20 protein-coding genes are annotated in these 18858 nt (G+C 52.6%); 8 read left to right on the forward strand and 12 right to left on the reverse strand.

Annotated features, from left to right (window positions below; all coding sequences use genetic code 11):
- Together B3511_RS18710 and B3511_RS18715 are read left to right on the forward strand one after the other, a co-directional pair.
- A complete protein-coding gene (locus B3511_RS18710) occupies positions 1–1455 on the forward strand; it encodes an NAD-dependent succinate-semialdehyde dehydrogenase (RefSeq protein WP_233800464.1) in 1455 nt (484 codons plus the stop codon).
- A 44-nt stretch (positions 1456–1499) separates the two neighbouring features.
- The gene (locus tag B3511_RS18715) at positions 1500–1772 is read left to right on the forward strand and encodes a barstar family protein (protein ID WP_286790054.1); all 273 of its coding nucleotides are present in this window, start codon (positions 1500–1502) and stop codon (positions 1770–1772) included.
- Positions 1773–1828: 56 nt separating this feature from the next.
- On the opposite strand, the gene yhcN (B3511_RS18720) is transcribed toward B3511_RS18715, so the two are convergent.
- The 3 genes from yhcN (B3511_RS18720) to argR form a co-directional block, all read right to left on the reverse strand.
- Positions 1829–2095: a peroxide/acid stress response protein YhcN gene (yhcN, locus tag B3511_RS18720; protein WP_207292482.1), complete on the reverse strand. Its 267-nt coding sequence runs from the start codon at positions 2093–2095 to the stop codon at positions 1829–1831.
- A gap of 103 nt (positions 2096–2198) precedes the next feature.
- Entirely contained in the window at positions 2199–2462 is a 264-nt protein-coding gene (yhcN, locus tag B3511_RS18725) for a peroxide/acid stress response protein YhcN (protein ID WP_040073841.1), read from the reverse strand.
- Between the two features lie 378 nt (positions 2463–2840).
- Complete coding sequence (gene argR / locus B3511_RS18730; RefSeq protein WP_046885760.1) at positions 2841–3311, reverse strand: transcriptional regulator ArgR; 471 nt, start codon at positions 3309–3311, stop codon at positions 2841–2843.
- Positions 3312–3715: 404 nt separating this feature from the next.
- On the opposite strand from argR, the gene mdh reads away from it, so the two are divergent.
- Positions 3716–4654, forward strand: a complete 939-nt coding sequence (gene mdh, locus B3511_RS18735) for a malate dehydrogenase (RefSeq protein ID WP_286790055.1) — start codon at positions 3716–3718, stop codon at positions 4652–4654.
- A 53-nt stretch (positions 4655–4707) separates the two neighbouring features.
- Here mdh and degS read toward each other — a convergent pair whose 3' ends face one another.
- The 3 genes from degS to zapG form a co-directional block, all read right to left on the reverse strand.
- The gene (gene degS / locus B3511_RS18740) at positions 4708–5778 is read right to left on the reverse strand and encodes an outer membrane-stress sensor serine endopeptidase DegS (protein ID WP_046885859.1); all 1071 of its coding nucleotides are present in this window, start codon (positions 5776–5778) and stop codon (positions 4708–4710) included.
- 87 nt (positions 5779–5865) lie between these two features.
- On the reverse strand, positions 5866–7230 hold the full coding sequence (gene degQ / locus B3511_RS18745; RefSeq protein WP_233800470.1) for a serine endoprotease DegQ: 1365 nt from the start codon (positions 7228–7230) through the stop codon (positions 5866–5868).
- Between the two features lie 170 nt (positions 7231–7400).
- The gene (gene zapG, locus B3511_RS18750) at positions 7401–7799 is read right to left on the reverse strand and encodes a Z-ring associated protein ZapG (protein ID WP_040073845.1); all 399 of its coding nucleotides are present in this window, start codon (positions 7797–7799) and stop codon (positions 7401–7403) included.
- A 190-nt stretch (positions 7800–7989) separates the two neighbouring features.
- On the opposite strand from zapG, the gene zapE reads away from it, so the two are divergent.
- The 5 genes from zapE (at position 7990) to sspB (ending at position 11682) form a co-directional block, all read left to right on the forward strand.
- Positions 7990–9114, forward strand: coding sequence for a cell division protein ZapE (zapE, locus tag B3511_RS18755; protein WP_286790056.1), 1125 nt, complete (start codon positions 7990–7992; stop codon positions 9112–9114).
- A gap of 278 nt (positions 9115–9392) precedes the next feature.
- Entirely contained in the window at positions 9393–9821 is a 429-nt protein-coding gene (gene rplM / locus B3511_RS18760) for a 50S ribosomal protein L13 (protein WP_040073847.1), read from the forward strand.
- Positions 9822–9836: 15 nt separating this feature from the next.
- Positions 9837–10229, forward strand: coding sequence for a 30S ribosomal protein S9 (gene rpsI, locus B3511_RS18765; RefSeq protein ID WP_003860436.1), 393 nt, complete (start codon positions 9837–9839; stop codon positions 10227–10229).
- Positions 10230–10540: 311 nt separating this feature from the next.
- Positions 10541–11179, forward strand: a complete 639-nt coding sequence (gene sspA / locus B3511_RS18770; protein ID WP_040073848.1) for a stringent starvation protein SspA — start codon at positions 10541–10543, stop codon at positions 11177–11179.
- A 5-nt stretch (positions 11180–11184) separates the two neighbouring features.
- Entirely contained in the window at positions 11185–11682 is a 498-nt protein-coding gene (sspB, locus tag B3511_RS18775; protein WP_040073849.1) for a ClpXP protease specificity-enhancing factor, read from the forward strand.
- Positions 11683–11741: 59 nt separating this feature from the next.
- Here sspB and B3511_RS18780 read toward each other — a convergent pair whose 3' ends face one another.
- From B3511_RS18780 to gltD, 6 genes are all read right to left on the reverse strand, one after another.
- Entirely contained in the window at positions 11742–12446 is a 705-nt protein-coding gene (locus B3511_RS18780) for a DUF1120 domain-containing protein (protein WP_286790057.1), read from the reverse strand.
- On the reverse strand, positions 12443–12979 hold the full coding sequence (locus tag B3511_RS18785) for a hypothetical protein (RefSeq protein ID WP_286790058.1): 537 nt from the start codon (positions 12977–12979) through the stop codon (positions 12443–12445). Before B3511_RS18785 ends, B3511_RS18780 begins: the two co-directional genes overlap by 4 nt.
- Positions 12976–15411 (reverse strand): fimbrial biogenesis usher protein, encoded by a 2436-nt coding sequence (locus tag B3511_RS18790; RefSeq protein WP_286790059.1) that lies wholly within the window; start codon positions 15409–15411, stop codon positions 12976–12978. Before B3511_RS18790 ends, B3511_RS18785 begins: the two co-directional genes overlap by 4 nt.
- A gap of 11 nt (positions 15412–15422) precedes the next feature.
- Entirely contained in the window at positions 15423–16097 is a 675-nt protein-coding gene (locus B3511_RS18795; protein WP_286790060.1) for a fimbria/pilus chaperone family protein, read from the reverse strand.
- A 62-nt stretch (positions 16098–16159) separates the two neighbouring features.
- Positions 16160–16897: a DUF1120 domain-containing protein gene (locus tag B3511_RS18800; protein WP_286790061.1), complete on the reverse strand. Its 738-nt coding sequence runs from the start codon at positions 16895–16897 to the stop codon at positions 16160–16162.
- 539 nt (positions 16898–17436) lie between these two features.
- Positions 17437–18855 (reverse strand): glutamate synthase subunit GltD, encoded by a 1419-nt coding sequence (gltD, locus tag B3511_RS18805; RefSeq protein WP_040073853.1) that lies wholly within the window; start codon positions 18853–18855, stop codon positions 17437–17439.
- Positions 18856–18858: the final 3 nt, after the last annotated feature.

Consider the following 18858-nt stretch of genomic DNA (forward strand, 5'->3'; position numbering starts at 1 on the left):
ATGACAACGCAGACTCTCCAGGACAGTGCGCTTTTTCAAACCGGGTATCTGGTTGATGGCGTCTGGAAAACGCTCGACACCACCTTCGATGTGCTCAATCCGGCTACCGGCGAGGTGATCGCCAAAGTGGCGAAAGCGGGCACCAAAGAGACCGAAGAGGCTATCGCTGCGGCCAGTAAGGCGTTTCCTGCATGGCGGGCGAAAACCGCTAAAGAGCGCTCGACGATACTTTATCGCTGGTATGAACTCATCATCGAAAACAAAAGCTGGCTTGGTCAGTTGATGACCACGGAACAGGGCAAACCCCTGAAAGAGGCCGAAGGCGAGGTAGAATACGCGGCGAGCTTTATCCAGTGGTTTGCCGAGCAGGCCAAGCGTGCAAACGGTGAAATTATCCCACCCATTAAACCCGGCTCCCGGATCCTTGCTACTCGCGAACCCGTTGGCGTGGTGGCGGCCATCACGCCGTGGAACTTCCCCATGGCCATGCTGACCCGCAAGCTCGGTCCGGCGCTGGCTGCCGGCTGTACAGGGGTGATCAAACCGGCGAATAACACTCCCCTTAGTGCCTTTGCACTGTTGACGCTGGCGAAAAAAGCGGGCGTGCCGGATGGTGTGCTGAATGCCGTTGCGGGCAATACGCATGAGATAAGCGACGCCATTATGGCCAGCCATGAGGTGCGAAAAATCTCCTTCACCGGCTCTACTGAGGTTGGAAAAACCCTGGTGCGCAACGCCGCAGAGACCATGAAAAAAGTCTCCATGGAGTTGGGGGGGAACGCGCCGTACATCGTCTTCGACGATGCCGATATTGACGCTGCCGTAAAAGGAGCCATCGCTAACAAATTCCGTAACGCAGGCCAGGTCTGCGTGAGTGTTAACCGTTTCTATATTCAGGAATCGGTGTACGACGAGTTTGTTAACAAGCTTGCTGAGGCGGTCAATGCGCTGAAAGTGGGTAATGGACTGGAGGAGGGCATCGTAGTCGGGCCGCTTATTGAATCCTCTGCCGTGGAAAAGGTACGCGAGCATGTGGAAGACGCAGTCGCAAAAGGGGCAACCGTGCTGGCAGGCGGTAAACCGCACAGCCTGGGCGGCAATTTCTGGCAGCCTACGGTGCTGGGTGATTGTCATGAAGGTATGAAGCTGGCCAGCGAAGAGACCTTCGGGCCGGTGGCAGCATGCTTCCGCTTTACTACAGAAGATGAGGTGATCCAGCGAGCCAATAACACGCCGTTTGGTCTGGCTGCCTACTTTTACACCCAGAATCTGTCGCGCGTATTCCGGGTGTCTCAGGCCATTGAAAGCGGCATGATCGGTATTAATGAGTGCGCGGTCTCAACTGAGCTTGGACCATTTGGTGGGGTGAAGGAGTCAGGGCTGGGTCGTGAGGGCTCGGTACTGGGGCTGGAAGAGTTTCTTGAAGTCAAAACCCTGCATATCGGGGGATTATAATCGTCGGGGCGGCTATGCCGCCCACCTTTACGGGGTGGCGGACAATGAATATCTACACGTTTGATTTTGATGAAATCTACAGTCAGGAAGACTTCTATCGCGAGTTCTCGCGGGTGTTCGGCATTGAAAAAGGGAAGGTCGCCAACCTGGATTCCTTGTGGGATGTGGTAACGACTCATCCGCTCCCTGTACCGCTGGAGATTGAGTTCATTCATCTCCCCGAGAAGCTACGCAGGCGTTTTGGGGCGTTGATTTTGCTGTTTGATGAGGCAGAAGAGGAGCTGGAAGGACAAATTCGGTTCAATGTCCGGCCGTAGACATAAAAAAGCCCCTGACAGGCAGGGGCAAGTCGTACGCGGAGTACGACGAGGGTTTATTTATACAGTTCTGCGGTGGCGTGCCAGTGATCGCCCTGAGTGAGTTCAGTGACGCGATAGCTGCCGGCACCTGCTTTTTCAGCTTTTGCCGCCAGTTTGTGGCGAATATCCATTGGCGAGCCAGAAACCTGTGATACGGATACGCTACCCAAAGATTGCAGGTTTTGTGCCTGATCGGCATTCACTTGTTGCACAGCCGCGCTGGCACCAAAGGAAATAACAGAGGCTAAACCCAGTGTGGCGATGAGAGATTTCATTTTCATAGTCATTACTCCAGAAGTTGTTTTGCTCAACGGCATGAAGGATTAAACCGCTTTTTTTATATCTGACGCCGTTGAGTGAATTATCAGTGCTTATTACCAGAACTTATTTATACAGCTCTGCGGTTGCGTGCCAGTGGTCACCACTGCGCGCTTCGATCACACGGTAAGAAGAGGCACCCTGTTCTTCCGCTTTTTTGTTCAACATCTGACGCATATCCATCGGTGACGTACCAATTGCACCAACAGAAACAGTGCCGATAGCCTGGCGAGACTGTGCCTGTTCAGCGTTGATGGAATCAGCCGCAAAGGCACCGAAAGAGAGAACGGACAGGACGCTAAGCGCTGCTACAGTTGTTTTGATTTTCATGATTTTTTCCTCGTCGTATTTTTTATAGGGCCTTTCATTTCGTGACCCTCATCACAAAATCAAGTATACACTAATAACGGCAAAAATTAATACCATGCTAATTGTTTCCCCTGAAATTACGTATTAAGCACGGCGTTTTTTATAACTAAAATGAATTAAAATGGTCACTTATTCGTCACATTGGTGGTATATAGCTTTAAAAATCATTGGGATAGGGTACTTTGATTTTTTGTGCGATTTTACGGTTTATCATTCACCACATGAATGTCAAATGGCAGGAAATCGCACTAAATGTGAAAGCAATAAGCAACAGAATGTAGGGAGAAGGGCGTTTGTGGCAGTAGGTTCCCCGCTGCCAGGAGCAGCAGGGAAGGGGGATCAGAGTTCTTGTTCGAACAGCACCAGGATGGCTTCATAAAGGTCTTTGACCGAGAAACCATTGGCCGGGGTGGTGAAGATAGTGTCATCCCCGGCAATAGTGCCAAGAATGCCTTCTGCTTTACCCAGCGAGTCCAGCAGGCGCGCGATAAGCTGTGCAGCCCCCGGGCTTGTGTGAATGACGACAACCGCGTCGTTATAATCGATATCCAGTACCAGATTTTTCAGCGGGCTGGAGGTGGTCGGAACGCCAAGCTCGGCTGGCAGGCAATAAACCATCTCCATTTTGGCATTGCGAGTCCGCACCGCGCCAAACTTCGTTAACATGCGCGAGACTTTCGACTGATTGATGTTATCGAAGCCCTCTTCCTGCAAGGCCTGGACGATTTCACCCTGAGAACTGAATTTTTCTTCTTTAAGTAGCGCTTTAAACGCCTTCACTAATTCTTCTTGTTTTGAAGAGGTTCGCATAAGTCACCCGAAATATGGCGGTAGAAACAACATTATTATGCACATAGATGAATTTTTATGCAAACTATCTGCCCAAACTTAGGCTGAAATAATGTTATGAAAGAGCGGGATTTTATCAAATTTTGTTATCCAGGAACATGCCTGCGTCACGCCTTATAAATAACCTTAAAAGTAAATTAAATGTTATCAAATTGATGTTGTTTTGGTGGCGCGCAGAGGTGTATTGTAACCCCCTCTTGATTCGTTGCTTAGTTCTCGCCAGGCACCTGATAGCCTTCAGGCCGCAGCGAAAAGTGAGTGACCCCTGATTCTGCAGCAACGACGATTGTAATTATTTATCTGCTGAATTAAGGTCGCCGCGACGGAGCAACAGATATTTAGCTCACCATAATAAGGAGTTTAGGATGAAAGTCGCAGTCCTCGGCGCTGCTGGCGGTATCGGCCAGGCGCTTGCCCTACTACTGAAAACCCAGCTGCCTTCAGGCTCAGAACTCTCCCTGTACGATATTGCCCCGGTTACCCCAGGCGTGGCGGTTGACCTGAGCCACATCCCAACGGCTGTTAAAATCAAAGGCTTCTCCGGTGAAGATGCGCGTCCTGCGCTGCAAGGTGCGGACGTGGTTCTCATCTCTGCAGGCGTAGCGCGTAAACCGGGTATGGATCGTTCCGACCTGTTTAACGTTAATGCGGGCATCGTGAAGAACCTGGTTCAGCAGATCGCTGAAACCTGCCCGAAAGCGTGCATCGGTATCATCACTAACCCGGTCAACACCACTGTGGCGATTGCTGCAGAAGTGCTGAAAAAAGCGGGCGTGTATGACAAAAACAAACTGTTTGGCGTGACCACGCTGGACATCATCCGCTCCAACACCTTTGTGGCGGAATTGAAAGGCAAGCAGCCAACCGAGCTGGAAGTGCCGGTTATCGGTGGCCACTCTGGCGTGACTATTCTGCCGCTGCTTTCCCAGATCCCAGGCGTGACTTTCTCTGAGCAGGAAGTGGCTGACCTGACCAAACGTATCCAGAACGCGGGCACCGAAGTGGTGGAAGCGAAGGCGGGTGGCGGTTCTGCGACGCTCTCTATGGGCCAGGCAGCAGCGCGCTTCGGCCTGTCTCTGGTTCGCGCCCTGCAGGGTGAGAAAGGCGTTGTGGAATGTGCTTACGTTGAAGGTGACGGTGAACACGCCCGCTTCTTCTCTCAGCCACTGCTGCTGGGTAAAAACGGTATCGAAGAACGTCAATCTATCGGCACGCTGAGCGCGTTTGAACAACAAGCGATGACAGGCATGCTGGATACGCTGAAAGGCGATATCAAACTGGGCGAAGAGTTTGTAAACAAGTAATCTCCTCCCAGTGAACAAAAACCGGAGCCCAGGCTCCGGTTTTTTTATTGCTGTCAGTTGGTGGCGGGATATTCCTGAATGGTCACCTGCAGCGTGAGCTTTTTGTCCTCGCGCATCACTTCGACAGGGATGATGGAGCCAGGCCTGATTTCGGCCACCTGATCCATAGTTTCCAGTGCGGAAATCGCCGGTTTGCCATTCACCGAGACAATAACGTCGTTAACCTGCAGACCCGCTGCAGCCGCCGGCCCGCCCGGAGAGACCTCGTTAACCACAATTCCCTGAATCTGATCGATACCGCCGCCGCCCTGTGCGTGCAGTGGCGCGATTTCACGCCCGCCAATACCGATATAGCCACGGATCACCCGGCCATCGCGAATCAGCTTATCCATGATTTTGGTTGCCAGCTGGAAGGGAATCGCAAATCCCAGCCCTTCCGGCGTTTCACCATCGTTGCTCTTATCGAAGGAGAGCGTATTGATGCCTATCAGCTCCCCCAGGGAGTTGACCAGCGCCCCGCCGGAGTTACCGTGGTTAATGGAAGCATCCGTTTGCAGGAAGTTTTGACGGCCCGAGGGGTTCAGGCCAATTCGGCCGGTGGCGCTAATAATGCCCTGAGTAATGGTCTGCCCAAGGTTATAAGGGTTACCGATGGCCAGCACCACATCGCCAATATGCGGGCTACGTTTGCGGTTGATGGGGATCACCGGCAGGCCGCCGGTGGCCGTGATTTTCAGTACCGCAAGGTCGGTCAGGCTGTCTGAACCGACTAACAGCGCTTCGAACACGCGCCCATCCTGCAAGGCGACAATAATCTGATCGGCGTCGTTGATAACGTGCTTATTGGTAATGATATAGCCGCGTTCATCCATGATCACCCCGGAGCCCAGGGTACGGATCTCCAGCTGATTATGGCTGGTACTGTTCAGACCGCGGTTATAGACATTCACCACCGCAGGCGCGGCGCGGCGTACCGCCTGGTTATAGCTGGCAGGTGTTTCATCTGCGCTGTCAAACTGCGGCGCAGCCAGCTTATTAAACTGGCGCAAAGAGGGCATGGCGACCAGTAACAGGCCACCAACAGCCAGGCCAATGGCGACCGAACGAATGATCTTCAGAAACATGATGCGGGCGTCGTTAAAGTGAAAACTGCTGCAGCATAACATGACTTTTCCGGACATCACATGCCGTGATGCCCGGAGCAGAAATGCTTATCGCAGAAGAATATAGAGCGTATCGTTACCCCGCACGATCTGCAGGGCGATCACCGCCGGTTTGTTCTCCAGCACTTTGCGCATTTCGGCAATAGACTGGACGCGCGTGCGGTTGACCGCAATGATCACGTCATCTTCATGCAGACCCGCTTGTGCCGCCGGGCTGCTCTTTTCTACGCTCTCAAGCGTGATCCCTTTGGTACCATCTTTCAGTTGGCCATCGCTCAGAGTCGCCCCCTGCAGCGCAGGTGCAATCATCTCGGCGCTGGCAGAGGAGGAGGTGCTTTTATCAAGCGTTACCTCTACGGTCATTGGTTTGCCCTCTCGCAGCAGCCCCAGCTTCACTTTGGTGCCAGGCTCGGTGGTGGCGATGCGTGAACGTAGCTCCGCAAAACTGCTCAGCGGCTTGTCGTTAAGGCTAACAATGACATCACCCGACTTAATGCCCGCTTTCGCTGAGCCAGAGTTCGGTAAGACTTCACTGACAAACGCACCGCGCTGGACGTTCAGATTGAACGCTTTGGCGATATCCGCGCTCATCTCCATCCCTTTAATGCCCAGCAGGCCACGTTTCACTTCACCAAAGTCAATAAGCTGTTGGGCCAGCGTCCGGGCCATATTGCTCGGAATGGCAAAGCCGATGCCGACGCTGCCGCCACCCGGCGCGAGAATAGCGGTATTGATACCAATAAGCTCACCGTTCAGGTTCAACAATGCGCCGCCCGAGTTTCCGCGGTTGATGGAAGCATCGGTCTGAATAAAGTTTTCCAGCCCTTCGAGATTCAGGCCGCTGCGCCCCAGCGCAGAGATGATGCCCGACGTCGCAGTCTGCCCAAGGCCAAATGGGTTACCGACCGCAACGGCAAAATCTCCTACGCGCAGCTTGTCAGAGTCGGCAACCGCGATTTGCGTCAGGTTAGTGGCATTCTGGAGCTGTAACAGGGCGATGTCGCTTTGATCATCCCCGCCAATCAGTTTGGCCTCGAATTCACGACCATCGTTCATCTGGACGCTGATTTTGTCAGCCTCGCTGATAACGTGGTTATTGGTCAGTACATAGCCTTTAGCGGCATCGATGACCACACCGGATCCCAGCCCCTCAAAAGGTTGCGCCTGATCGGTGCCATCCTCGCCGAAATATTTTTTCAGCTCTTCAGGAATGCGCTGGCTTTGTTGCGCCGTGCCTTCCACCTTCACGCTCACCACCGCCGGCAACACTTTCTCCAGCATTGGGGCGAGCGTCGGAAGGGGCGCCTGGCCAGGAACCTGTGAAGGCATGGCTGCATAAACAGGGAAAGATGCCGGAAGAGCGAATCCGACACACAATGCTAACGCGCTTAACAGCTGATTTTTTTTGTTCATTGACGCTGGCTCTCGCAACCTGGGGTAAAGGAATTTCGGCCCAAAAACAGTCTGATGTTATTGAATTTTAAAACGCTGAACAATGAGGTGTTTGACTAAATAATAGCTGGGGTAATGAAGAAAGGACGGGCGCAAAGGCTGCGCCCGTGAAATATATTTGCGCTGTGCGGTTAGTCGCGTTTTACGCCACCGCGCAGCAGACCAGATGCACCGTCAGAGTAATCGCGCGGCATCTGCACCGGAGCTTGATCGTTACTGGCTTCGGATTCAGCCAGGCGATTACGGAATGGATTCGTTTCTGCGGTCATTTCCGGCAGCAGGCTGCTGGAGCTTTTTGCCATATGCTGATAGAGCTGACGGTAATCGTCCGCCATGTTGTCCAGCAGCTCTGCGCTACGCGCAAAGTGGCTAACCAGCTCTTCACGATACTCTTCCAGTTCAGCTTTGTTCTTTTCCAGTTCGTACTGCAAAGCCTGTTGTTGACGCAATTTGCGATTACCAAAACGCATGGCCACGGCGCCGATAACGATGCCGACGACTAAACCAATTAGCGCATATTCCCAGGTCATGAACTTCTCCCGTTGTCTTGTGGTTCCGTAGGGTATTGGCTCGGCTCCATGCCTGTGCCTGATTATGCCACTATAACCGCTATTTCCGTAGAAGTGGAATCCCGCGGTATCATCGCGTAGTGTAGAACGGCCTTTTTTTCGTCAACAGTGCAGGTTGGCGCGTCTTAATTGAAGGAATAACAACGAGATTATGCAAAGCCTCTCCCCGACAATGCGTTATCAGCAGGCCCTGCAGGAGGGCTCGCATCAGCCGGACGATGTTCAACGCGATGCGGTAAATCGTCTGGAAAAAATCTTTCAGGCGCTGACATCTCGTCCCACCGAGGCCGCACCCGCAGGTGGACTGAAAGCCGCCTTTGGTCGTCTGTTAGGAAAAAAAGAGCCGCAGGCGATCACACCTGTGCGTGGCTTATATATGTGGGGTGGCGTAGGGCGCGGTAAAACCTGGCTAATGGACCTCTTTTATCAGAGCCTGCCGGGCACGCGTAAACAGCGTTTGCACTTTCACCGCTTCATGCTGCGCGTGCATGAAGAGCTCACCGCGCTTCAGGGGCAGAGCGATCCGCTGGATATTGTCGCCGAACGTTTCAAAGCCGAAACCGATGTGCTCTGTTTTGATGAATTCTTTGTTTCCGATATTACCGACGCCATGCTGCTGGGCGGGCTAATGAAAGCGCTTTTTGCCCGGGGCATCACCCTGGTGGCAACCTCGAACATCCCGCCGGATGAACTCTATCGCAACGGGTTACAGCGGGCGCGTTTCTTACCCGCGATTGATGCGATTAAACAGCATTGTGACATCATGAACGTGGACGCGGGCGTTGACTATCGGCTGCGCACGCTGACGCAGGCACATCTCTGGTTGTCCCCCCTCAATGATGATACCCGCCAGCAGATGGATAAACTCTGGCTGGCACTGGCTGGGGCGAAGCGTGAAAACGCCACTGAACTTGAGATTAACCACCGTCCGTTGCCAACGTTGGGCATGGCCAACCAGACGCTGGCCGTCTCCTTCGCGACGCTGTGCGTCGATGCCCGTAGCCAGCATGATTACATTGCACTGTCGCGCCTGTTTCATACTGTCATGCTCTTTGATGTGCCGGTGATGACCACGCTGATGGAGAGTGAGGCTCGTCGCTTTATAGCGCTGGTTGATGAGTTTTACGAGCGTCACGTTAAGCTGGTGGTAAGCGCCGCGGTGCCGCTCTATGAAGTCTATCAGGGCGAGCGGTTAAAGTTTGAGTTCCAGCGCTGTCTGTCGCGTTTGCAGGAGATGCAGAGCGAAGAGTACCTGAAACGCGAGCATATGCCCTGAATGGCTCTTTTCGTTCCGGAAAAGTCGGGCAGTGGGCGGTGCACTTCGCACCGCTGAAAAACCCTCGTCAAATCACATTTAGGGGTCGATCTTTGACCTCGACTTCTCTATAATCTTGCGACCCCACGTTACAAGAAGGTTTTTTTCCCAAAACTTTCTATGTGTCGGCATTTGCTATTCGAAGGGGTAGGTTTGCCGGACTCTGTCGTGTGAACCTCAACTGATTAAACGTTTGGGTGAACACCTACGTGTAACTTATTTATTTGGGTAAGCTTTTAATGAAAACTTTTACAGCTAAACCAGAAACCGTAAAACGCGACTGGTATGTTGTTGACGCGACCGGTAAAACTCTGGGCCGTCTGGCTACTGAACTGGCTCGTCGCCTGCGCGGTAAGCACAAAGCGGAATACACTCCGCACGTTGATACTGGTGACTACATCATCGTTCTGAACGCAGACAAAGTTGCAGTAACTGGCAACAAGCGTACTGACAAAATGTACTACCATCACACTGGCCACATCGGTGGTATCAAAGAAGCGACCTTTGAAGAGATGATTGCTCGCCGTCCTGAGCGTGTGATTGAAATCGCGGTTAAAGGCATGTTGCCAAAAGGCCCGCTGGGTCGTGCTATGTTCCGTAAACTGAAAGTTTACGCAGGCAACGAGCACAACCACGCGGCACAGCAACCGCAAGTTCTTGACATCTAATCGGGATTATAGGCAATGGCTGAAAATCAATACTACGGCACTGGTCGCCGCAAAAGTTCCGCAGCTCGCGTGTTCATCAAACCGGGCAGTGGTAAAATCGTAATCAACCAGCGTTCTCTGGAACAGTACTTCGGTCGCGAAACTGCCCGCATGGTAGTTCGCCAGCCGCTGGAACTGGTTGATATGGTAGAAAAACTGGATCTGTACATCACTGTTAAAGGTGGTGGTATCTCTGGTCAGGCAGGTGCGATCCGTCACGGTATCACCCGCGCTCTGATGGAGTACGACGAATCCCTGCGTTCTGAACTGCGTAAAGCTGGCTTCGTTACTCGTGACGCTCGTCAGGTTGAACGTAAGAAAGTGGGTCTGCGTAAAGCACGTCGTCGTCCACAGTTCTCCAAGCGTTAATTGCTTTCTGCTTTGGCAGACAACAATTGGCCAAAAACCCGCTTCGGCGGGTTTTTTTATGACCGCTGCTGCGGTTACCCACAGGATAAGCTTGTTTATCTCCTCTTTTTCGGCATTTCCAGAATCGCCTCACCACAAAGCCATCAAAATCTGGTAAACTATCATCCAATTTTATGCCCAAATATCGGTGAATACTCGATTTTTGTTCGCTTTTTGAGCAATGATTTAGGCTCTCCGGGATGGGTGACAAATCATCTGGCTGGCCACGTGGCCGGTAGCAGTAAAAATTCTGAATATACCTGGAGGTTTTCATGGCTGTCGCTGCCAACAAACGTTCGGTAATGACGCTGTTTTCTGGTCCTACTGACATTTATAGCCATCAGGTTCGTATCGTGCTGGCCGAGAAGGGTGTCAGTTTTGAGATCGAGCATGTGGAAAAGGATAACCCGCCTCAGGATCTTATCGATCTCAACCCGAGCCAAAGCGTGCCGACGCTGGTTGATCGTGAGCTGACCCTGTGGGAATCCCGTATCATTATGGAATACCTTGATGAACGTTTCCCTCATCCGCCGCTGATGCCAGTTTATCCGGTTGCGCGTGGTGAAAGCCGCCTGTACATGCAGCGTATCGAGAAAGACTGGTATACGCTGATGAACGTTATCGTGAATGGTACATCTTCCGAAGCCGATGCCGCGCGCAAACAGCTGCGCGAAGAGCTGTTGGCTATTGCACCGGTGTTTGGTCAGAAGCCTTTCTTCCTGAGCGATGAGTTCAGCCTGGTCGATTGCTACCTGGCGCCGTTGTTGTGGCGTCTGCCGGTAATGGGCGTTGAGTTCAGTGGCCCGGGTGCGAAAGAGCTGAAAGGCTATATGACACGTGTCTTCGAGCGCGACTCTTTCCTGGCTTCTCTGACAGAAGCCGAACGTGAAATGCGTCTCGGCCGGGGTTAATCATTGTGGAAATGTCACAGTTATCTCCACGCCGTCCTTATCTGCTGCGCGCCTTCTATGAATGGCTGCTGGATAACCAGCTCACGCCGCACCTGGTTGTGGATGTGACGCTGCCTGGCGTACTGGTCCCGATGGAGTATGCGCGCGACGGGCAGATCGTTCTCAATATCGCTCCGCGTGCCGTAGGTAATCTGGAGCTGGCAAACGACGAAGTGCGCTTTAATGCGCGTTTTGGCGGCGTGCCACGTCAGGTTTCCGTGCCGCTGGCTGCGGTGCTGGCAATTTATGCTCGTGAAAACGGTGCCGGTACCATGTTTGAGCCTGAAGCGGCTTATGATGAAGATGTGACAAGCCTGAACGATGACGGAGAGACCGCGACTGGCGAGAACGAAACCGTCATGTCGGTTATCGACGGTGATAAGCCTGACCATGACCACGACAACGATCCGGATGACGATCCGCCGCCGCGCGGTGGTCGACCTGCGTTACGCGTTGTGAAGTAATGTGCGAATGATAAAAAGCCCAAATTTCTATTTGGGCTTTTTTTATCGGTAAGAAACCTTTAAAGATAAACGAGCGTAATGGTGGCTAATCCATCTAACCCGATAGTGTTGCCGGAAGTGAGGCCACTGGCGATGCTCGCGGATACGCGCAGAGGCACAACTACCGTTGTCACAGGCTGCAGCGTGGTACTGTTTTTACGGGCAAAGGATAAATATCCGTTCATACCCGATGAGAACGCGGCAGGAGAGGCGATGGACCAGGGGCCGGCCGTGGTGCTGGCACTGACAATGCTTACCGGCACAGCCGAGCCCGCATCCTGCGCCTGCACACTCTCCTGGTCGATGACAATGGCATAGCTACCAATATTTTTGCCTTCGCTGGTTTTGCCCAGCCCGAACAGACGCTCCGGATTACTGATATTGCCCTGACCCTGGAAAGGGACGTCAGGGCCGGTATTGCCGTTTCCATCCTGACCGTAAGCGACAGAGTCGGGTCGCGAATCTCTGGCGGTGATGGCCACGGCCGTGGAGGCTTCGCAGACGATATTCAGCGTGATGTCGCGACTGCCCCACTGTGTGAAATGGGTGGCAGAAAGCAACGCGGCAGAACGTTTCCCGAAGTCCACGATGCCGTTATTACTGAGCGTGGGCGTGCAGGCTGCGGCATCTGTGGTGACAGACACATCAATATTCACGGTGTCCGATGCCCAGGCCAGAGAGGTTGACACAACCAGCCCGACGAGCGTTTTGAGCAGTGTATTCATTGTGCTTCCACCCTGACTCTGATGTTACCGGCATAGCGGGTTGTATCGGTAATGGCTTCGTTTTCAAACTGCGGCGTAACCGTCAGCGTGACGCTCGCCTGGCTTGCCGTCCGTTCTCCGCTGTCGATAAACGCTAACCCGTCGTTGACGTTGAGAGACAAGGAGGATTGGCCCGCGTCGGTAATGGCCTCGTCGCCAGCGCTCACTTTACTGAGCCGCACGCTACGGTCATCCAGCATTGCCTGGCTCGCCATGACTTTCATTGCTCCGCGACTGCCGAATCCAAACTGGTTGCCGTTGGCCAAACCAGAAGAGACAAACAGACGGATTCGGGAAGGTGTATCGCACACGGCGCGTACCACCACCTGCTTTTCCGTCAGGGTAATCTTTTGGCTACCCTGAAGCTGGCGTTCTGCCGGGCTCATCCGGCCGTAAGAAAGCGAAGACTGACTGGCGGTAATCTGACAATCCGCAAGGGCCAGACTGGACGTGAATAACATCAGGCAGAGTGAATAACGGAGTTCACTTCTCATTTGCATACCCCCTCTGCGGTATCGTAAAAAGTGTTAGGGTCGCTGTTTTCAGGCAATGACGTTTCGATACGGCAAACGCCATTTTCGAGTCTTGCCGCCAGGATCTGTCTCGGCAGAATGTTATTAATGAAAACGATACCGTCTTCGACCACGGTGGTGATGTATTTCCCGTCAGTATCTTCAATGGCAATGCCTCTCGGCAGCTTGCTACCATCAGGAAGGGTGACGTAGAGGAGTGCCCGACGCTGTTCCAGTAATTTGAAATTGACGTTTCCGACAGCACCGCGGCCCTGTTTCATGCGCTTACTTCCGTTACTGACGTCCACATTGCGCGGCAGGGTTTCTGTATCAATTTGCACTAACGCATTACGGTAGGGGGGCAGCGCCGGAATGATGGCCTGACCCCATCTGTCAGTCCAGACCGGGCCTTGTGGCGTCTCAATTCTGACCCCGGAAATATTGCTATCCAGGCGAGCAACGGCGAAGGTGTCGTTGATCTGCCACGGAGAGAAGGTCACACCGTTGCCGTGGGCCACAATTCCCCCCTGCATCGATGCGCTGTAGGTCCGATTTCGATCGTTGTCTGCGCTGGCGTTCAGGTTCAACTGGGTATAATGCAGATTGGCGTTAATACCGCCGTTGACGGCGTTAACGTTATCTTTGGTGCCTCTTTCCGCGCCGACCGAGTAGTTCAGCTCGTCAGAGACATTGGCGTTCATCGTGGCGCCAAAATGGGTGTTGTTGCTGTCATGGCGGCTATACAGGTTGGTCGACTTCTCTCCCAGCGGTATGCTGAGATTCACGTAGACCAGATCCTTATCGTTTCCTGCCGTGTTATTTTTGCCATTGCCGCTGTCATAGTGGAGCTGGCCGTTGGTCCCTAACTGGTGCTGCCAGCTCACGGATAACATGGCGCGACGGAAGGCTTTCGACCAGCTCAGCGCGAGATAGCGAGTATCATTATCGCGCTGGTAACTGTCCGTCTGATAGTAGCTCAGGCCCAGGCTGCCGATTGCCTCGGTCGCCAGGCTTATCCCAGCAGAGTATTCATTTTTGTTTTGCGCCACAAAATCGTTGTCGAGCGTGTCCGACAAGGTGCGGTAATCACGCGTCGCGTGCGCAGCACTGGCCCGCAGGCTGATGTTTGGCGTAAGCGCATAGTTTGCCGAAACCGAGGCTTTTTGCCCCTGAAGGGTGTATTCCCGATCGTTTGATACCGCCAACTGCGTCGTCGTGCTCAGGCGTGTAAGCAGCCAGTCGACGTTAATCGCGGCGTTTTGATAATCCCGTGCGCCGATCAGGCCGCCGCTCAGGTTAAGGTTATGGGTTAAACGAGTGCCCATCGACACGCTACCCACCCAGGGCTTTTTCTTGTAATCATCATCGACGCGCCCAAATGCTACGTGGATGCCCGTCGGCGTGCCGCTCCCCCGGTTATATTGTGTTGCCGGTACGATAAAGCGCTGCTGTGAACCGTCCGATTCCACCACCGTCACCGACAGATCGCTGCTGCGATCGAGCAGTTGAAGATCCGTGAGCGTAAAGGGTCCCTGAGGAACAAGGTTGGAGGCGATGAGCTTATTACCCTGACGAATCTCCACGCGAGCCTGGGAAGAGTTGGCGATACCGCTTACCTGGACACCAGCATCATTGGGAGACAATGCGCTATCCGGTGAGAACGATACGCCGTAAATGGATGCTCCATCCAGTAAGCTATTATTGAGACTGACCTCACCCGCTTTCATGGTGCTGCCAAGCCCAACAAAGGTATGCTGTATCCATGTTGAGGAGCTTGTGGTGCTGTATCTGCCGTCGTTATAGCTCAGCATTTGGTGCGAGCGCACCATCCAGTCGAGGATGTTGAAACCGCCGTCAATCGTCGCCTGTGAATAGTCGGATTGCGAATCAGCAAACTGGTTTCGGGTCGTGAAAAGGGAATAATTTAACATTCCCGCCGCGCCACCCGTTACGTAATCACCCAGATCGTCCGCCTGACTGTCCAGCGCGTCAGTCGGTACGATGATTTCCAGTTCTTCCTTTTCAGGATGCTGTTTGATGATCGTATTGGGCCAGGTTTTGCGAAAGTCATAGCAAGGTGTGTCGTTAATATCGCTGGGTATTTTCAGCGCCGCCTGCTTGAGTAACGCTTCATCAAAGCAGAGTTCGCCTTTCTCAGAAAAACGAGCGATAAAAGCACCTTTCGAAGTGCCATTCACTTTCAATGCCAGAGGGACTTCACCGGGCGCAAAGCGAGCTTCTTTTTCAAAATATTTGGAGATGGCAGGGTCCATGCCCAACGCTTTGAGCGTCTCGCGATCAAAATCTACCGCCTGACTGTCATCCGCAGAAGCAACGGTCGGATAAATGACTACAGGCAGCGTACCAAGCGTAATAACAATTAATTTTTTTAAGAACGATCCATGTAACCACATTCTATTCCCTTTTATTGTAATGCGGTGGTATAACTTTCTCCTGTATAGCCATAGCGGCTGGCCGGGAAGAATTTAATTTTAGAGTCTGTTGTCTGAGGTAATTTCACTGTGACGTGAGTGCCGGGTAGAATATAGGTTGCAGGGAGATTACCCTCTTTCCCTGAAGGCATGGAAATAAACCTTGGTGACATCCGAACGACATATTTTCCGGGATTGACTATATCAATATCACTGCCTTTTTTTTGCCATTGCAGATGCTTCCAGGGTTGTAAGTCTTCTGGCAGAGAGGTTGGTTGAATAATTACGGGTAGATCCTGGCGTACCGTGACGGCGAGACGGTTTCCATCCTTCGTTTTTGCGGGGATCCCTTCAAAGCTTACACGTTTCATTTCCTGCTGCTGTAACGGGCCGGATGTTTGCAACATAAAGCGCACACGCTGTACCTGGCCTGCTTCTACGCGAACCACTGGCTGAGTAGCCACCAGACGGGTAGTGCTCTTGCTGCCCGGTAGCTCTGTGACGCGGGTATATAAAAGCGCAGGGGTGCTGTCCGTATTGGTAATATTAATACTGGCTTCGCCTTTGCTTTCATCGACCAGAAGCATTGTGGTTTCAGGAACCATTCCTGACGCCAGACTTTGCGCCGAGTAAAGAATAAGCAGGGTGGGTAGGAAATGTTTTTTCATAAACACATCAGCTAAAAAAAAAGTAAAAAGGCCTGCGAACGTTCCGTTCGCAGGCCGACGTATTACAGGTAGATAATGCCGATAGTCGCATTACCACTCAGAGTAATGCCTTCACTTGCGCTGCTAAAGGCAGACATCGGTTGTACAGCGGCAGTGATGGTCAGCGGTACGCTCGCGGTTTTGATAGCGACCGGTGCCAGGGTACCAGTACGCGCAAAGGTGATGATATTTGCAGTAGTACCGTTCAGTGGGTTCATCATGCCGGTATTGGCTTTGCTCCAGGTGGTAACGCCCTGACGGACGGAGAGCATATCTACAGGCAGGTTGGCATCAGCGCCATCGGTCGCGGTGATGTCATTCATTTTCATGGCAATGGTGTATGCACCGATCTTCGTTGTGCCCACGGTACCCAGACCAAACGCCTGAGCACTGCTGCTTACGGAGTAGTTGGTCTGGTTAGGGCTGGCGTTAGCAATAAAAGCATCAGCGCTCAGCGGAACGACAGATTCGAGGCGGTTGTCGTTAGCGGCAAATGCCACTCCCGTTGCGCCAGTGCAGGCAATTGAAAGAGTAATATCACGTGAACCCAGTTGGTTCAGTGCAGGCGCTACTGCGGTCAGGGTAGAAGCAGTGATGGTGCCGAAGTCAATCTCAGCTGCGCTCAGGGTTGGCGTGCAGGAACCCGGGGTAATAGAGCCTTTTACGCCCATGGTCACGCTGCTTGACGCTGCGGCATTAAAAGTTGCAAATGACAGTGCAGAGCACAGCGCGACTGCAGAAATTTTCCATTTCATGTTCATAGTATCAAATATCCTTACTGATAAAATTACGGTGTGTTAATAAAAGCGTTGTAGTGAATTAAGATTCGTTACAACAATGCCATTCAGGGATTAACGATCATCCTGTTAAGATGATTATTAACGCTTAATTGGCATGGGTTTGAGTGTGTTGCTTTAGCTATTCCTATATTAAATACTCTTTAGGCTAATGTGAATTAGCAACTCGAGTATTAAGAATTCATCTGGTTCGTATTGATTTGTTGAATGTATTTATACTAAACCATCTGTTTTTAAAGCTTTTAATAACCAATTAAAATTATCTGGGCGTTATTATTTAATGTCTCTATCGAGGCCATTTAAGGGTTTTTATTATAAGCGTGATTTTATTTAAAGCCGTAAAAGCGGCAATTACGCTGCTGGATAATTTTATGCAAAAATCATCTTGCAAAATTTAAATGGTTATTACTGGAGTAAGAGGGCTATTTTTAGGTGGGAAAATCATTAACTGATGGATGTGACAGGCCATCTTTAATAGACGAGATGGCCTGTCTTTACGCGTTTTATACTTCCAGGTAGTTCATAATGCCGTCAGCCGCTTTGCGCCCTTCGGCAATCGCCGTGACCACCAGGTCAGAACCGCGAACGATATCGCCACCGGCGAAGATTTTCGGGTTGCTGGTCTGGAAGGCGTTGTCGCTGCCTTCCGGGGCAATCACGCGACCCTGCGAATCCAGCTCAACGCTATGCTTCGCCAGCCACTCCATGCTGTGGGGACGGAAACCAAACGCCATCACCACCGCATCTGCCGGGATCACATGCTCGGAGCCGGCCACGATTTCTGCACGACGACGACCTTTCGCATCCGGCGCCCCCATCTCGGTACGCGCCATCTTCACGCCGCTCACCTTGCCGTTTGCATTCACTTCAATACCCAGCGGCTGGATGTTGAACTGGAACTCGACACCCTCTTCACGCGCGTTTTTCACTTCGCGTCTTGAGCCTGGCATGTTCTCTTCATCACGACGGTAGGCGCAGATAACGTGCGCCGCATTCTGACGAATAGAGGTTCGCACGCAGTCCATCGCGGTATCGCCGCCGCCCAGCACCACGACGCGTTTACCTTCCATGCTCACGAAGGGTTCGTTGGTCGTTTCACCGTAGCCCATCAGCTGTTTGGTGTTGGCAATGAGGAACGGCAGAGCGTCGTAGACGCCTGGCGCATCTTCATTCTCCAGACCACCGCGCATGGACTGATAGGTACCCACGCCCAGGAATACGGCGTCGTAATCCTTCAGCAGGTCGTCGAGCTGCACGTCGCGGCCCACTTCCACATTCAGTTTGAACTCAATGCCCATGCCGGTGAAGATTTCGCGGCGGCGTGTCATGACCTCTTTTTCCAGCTTGAAGGCCGGGATGCCGAAGGTCAGTAGGCCGCCGATTTCCGGATGACGGTCGAAGACCACCGCTTTGACGCCGTTACGGGTCAACACGTCCGCACAGGCCAGGCCCGCCGGGCCTGCACCAATGATGGCTACGCGTTTGTCGGTTTGACGCACGCCGGTCATATCCGGACGCCAGCCCATCTCGAACGCTTTATCGTTGATATAACGCTCAATGTTACCGATGGTCACCGCACCAAACTCGTCGTTCAGCGTACAGGAGCCTTCACACAGACGATCCTGTGGACAGACGCGACCGCACACTTCCGGCAGGGTGTTGGTCTGGTGAGACAGTTCGGCGGCTTCAAAAATACGTCCTTCATTGGCCAGCTTCAGCCAGTTCGGGATGTAGTTATGGACCGGGCATTTCCATTCGCAGTAAGGGTTACCGCAGGACAGGCAGCGGTCTGCCTGCGCTTTGGCCTGGCCTTCTGAAAACGGCTCATAGATTTCTACAAATTCAATTTTACGGATCTTCAGCGGTTTCTTTGGCGGATCAACACGCTGCAGGTCGATAAACTGGTATACGTTCTGGCTCATTGC

This window comes from Leclercia sp. UBA1284 (genome assembly GCF_002308415.1).
Lineage (GTDB): Bacteria > Pseudomonadota > Gammaproteobacteria > Enterobacterales > Enterobacteriaceae > Enterobacter > Enterobacter pneumoniae.

Bases quoted from the DNA above. Each gene is read 5' to 3' on its own strand.
- degS (WP_046885859.1), bottom strand. From the start codon at position 5,778: ATGTTTCTGAAGATCATTCGTTCGGTCGCCATTGGCCTGGCTGTTGGT.
- B3511_RS18785 (WP_286790058.1), bottom strand. From the start codon at position 12,979: ATGAGAAGTGAACTCCGTTATTCACTCTGCCTGATGTTATTCACGTCC.
- B3511_RS18790 (WP_286790059.1), bottom strand. From the start codon at position 15,411: ATGTGGTTACATGGATCGTTCTTAAAAAAATTAATTGTTATTACGCTT.
- yhcN (WP_040073841.1), bottom strand. From the start codon at position 2,462: ATGAAAATCAAAACAACTGTAGCAGCGCTTAGCGTCCTGTCCGTTCTC.
- gltD (WP_040073853.1), bottom strand. From the start codon at position 18,855: ATGAGCCAGAACGTATACCAGTTTATCGACCTGCAGCGTGTTGATCCG.
- B3511_RS18715 (WP_286790054.1), top strand. From the start codon at position 1,500: ATGAATATCTACACGTTTGATTTTGATGAAATCTACAGTCAGGAAGAC.
- mdh (WP_286790055.1), top strand. From the start codon at position 3,716: ATGAAAGTCGCAGTCCTCGGCGCTGCTGGCGGTATCGGCCAGGCGCTT.
- zapG (WP_040073845.1), bottom strand. From the start codon at position 7,799: ATGACCTGGGAATATGCGCTAATTGGTTTAGTCGTCGGCATCGTTATC.
- B3511_RS18710 (WP_233800464.1), top strand. From the start codon at position 1: ATGACAACGCAGACTCTCCAGGACAGTGCGCTTTTTCAAACCGGGTAT.
- yhcN (WP_207292482.1), bottom strand. From the start codon at position 2,095: ATGAAAATGAAATCTCTCATCGCCACACTGGGTTTAGCCTCTGTTATT.
- B3511_RS18795 (WP_286790060.1), bottom strand. From the start codon at position 16,097: ATGAAAAAACATTTCCTACCCACCCTGCTTATTCTTTACTCGGCGCAA.
- sspA (WP_040073848.1), top strand. From the start codon at position 10,541: ATGGCTGTCGCTGCCAACAAACGTTCGGTAATGACGCTGTTTTCTGGT.
- argR (WP_046885760.1), bottom strand. From the start codon at position 3,311: ATGCGAACCTCTTCAAAACAAGAAGAATTAGTGAAGGCGTTTAAAGCG.
- degQ (WP_233800470.1), bottom strand. From the start codon at position 7,230: ATGAACAAAAAAAATCAGCTGTTAAGCGCGTTAGCATTGTGTGTCGGA.
- B3511_RS18780 (WP_286790057.1), bottom strand. From the start codon at position 12,446: ATGAATACACTGCTCAAAACGCTCGTCGGGCTGGTTGTGTCAACCTCT.
- rplM (WP_040073847.1), top strand. From the start codon at position 9,393: ATGAAAACTTTTACAGCTAAACCAGAAACCGTAAAACGCGACTGGTAT.
- B3511_RS18800 (WP_286790061.1), bottom strand. From the start codon at position 16,897: ATGAACATGAAATGGAAAATTTCTGCAGTCGCGCTGTGCTCTGCACTG.
- rpsI (WP_003860436.1), top strand. From the start codon at position 9,837: ATGGCTGAAAATCAATACTACGGCACTGGTCGCCGCAAAAGTTCCGCA.
- zapE (WP_286790056.1), top strand. From the start codon at position 7,990: ATGCAAAGCCTCTCCCCGACAATGCGTTATCAGCAGGCCCTGCAGGAG.